Here is a 1554-nt window from a genome sequence, read left to right as displayed (position 1 = left end):
TTCTCTTGAAAGGAGGTGATCCAACCGCAGGTTCACCTACGGTTACCTTGTTACGACTTCACCCCAGTCGCTGCATCCGCCGTGGGCGGTAGCCAGTTTGGCATTCCGACTTAAGGCGAATACAACTCCCATGGTGTGACGGGCGGTGAGTACAAGACCCGGGAACGTATTCACCGTAACATAGCTGATTTACGATTACTAGCGATTCCAGCTTCATGTAGTCGAGTTGCAGACTACAATCCGAACTGAGAGAAGTTTTATAGATTTGCTCCATTTCACAATATTGCATCTCTTTGTGCTTCCCATTGTAGCACGTGTGTAGCCCTAGGCGTAAGGGCCATGATGACTTGACGTCATCCTCACCTTCCTCCTCCTTGCGAAGGCAGTCTCCTTAGAGTGCTCTACCGAATAGTTAGCAACTAAGGACGAGGGTTGCGCTCGTTGCGGGACTTAACCCAACATCTCACGACACGAGCGGACGACAGCCGTGCAGCACCTGTTTTCAAGTTCTAGCAAGCTAGCACTCCACTATCTCTAGCGGATTCTATCAATGTCAAGCCTAGGTAAGGTTCTTCGTGTATCTTCGAATTAAACCACATGCTCCACCGCTTGTGCGGGTCCCCGTCTATTCCTTTGAGTTTTAATCTTGCGACCGTACTCCCCAGGCGGAATGCTTAATGCGTTAGCTGCATTACTGCAGAGACAAGCTCCACAACAACTAGCATTCATCGTTTAGGGCGTGGACTACCAGGGTATCTAATCCTGTTTGCTCCCCACGCTTTCGCGCATCAGCGTCAGTTATGTTCTAGCAGGTCGCCTTCGCAATGAGTATTCCTCTTGATCTCTACGGATTTTACCCCTACACCAAGAATTCCACCTACCTCTCCCATACTCTAGAATAACAGTTTCAAATGCAGTTCTATGGTTAAGCCATAGGATTTCACATCTGACTTGCTATCCCGCCTACGCGCTCTTTACGCCCAGTGATTCCGAGTAACGCTTGCACCCTCCGTATTACCGCGGCTGCTGGCACGGAGTTAGCCGGTGCTTATTCGTTAGATACCGTCATTATCTTCTCTAACAAAAGGAGTTTACAATCCGAAAACCTTCATCCTCCACGCGGCGTTGCTGCTTCAGGGTTTCCCCCATTGAGCAATATTCCCTACTGCTGCCTCCCGTAGGAGTCTGGACCGTGTCTCAGTTCCAGTGTGTCCGTTCACCCTCTCAGGCCGGATACCCGTCATAGCCTTGGTGAGCCATTACCTCACCAACAAGCTGATAGGACATAGACCAATCCTTTAGCGAAAAACTTTCCCTCGTAAGGAGTATCCAGTATTAATCATCGTTTCCAATGGCTATCCTAGACTAAAGGGCATGTTATCTATGCATTACTCACCCGTGCGCCACTAATCCACTCTAGCAAGCTAGAGCTTCATCGTTCGACTTGCATGTATTAGGCACGCCGCCAGCGTTAATCCTGAGCCAGGATCAAACTCTCCATTTGTTTAATCTTAACTCCTTCATTCATTTTCTCTTAAATGAATTTCTGGCTTC

1 rRNA gene is annotated in these 1554 nt (G+C 48.7%); it reads right to left on the bottom strand.

Features of this window, described 5'->3' with window-relative positions:
• Positions 1-8: 8 nt before the first annotated feature.
• Positions 9-1504 (bottom strand): 16S ribosomal RNA (locus Q1553_RS00160).
• Positions 1505-1554: the final 50 nt, after the last annotated feature.

It is taken from the genome of Helicobacter sp. UBA3407 (assembly GCF_949747025.1).
GTDB lineage: Bacteria > Campylobacterota > Campylobacteria > Campylobacterales > Helicobacteraceae > Helicobacter_D > Helicobacter_D ganmani.
The sequence above is the reverse complement of the archived record's forward strand: the minus strand, read 5'-3'. Positions and strand labels throughout refer to the sequence as shown.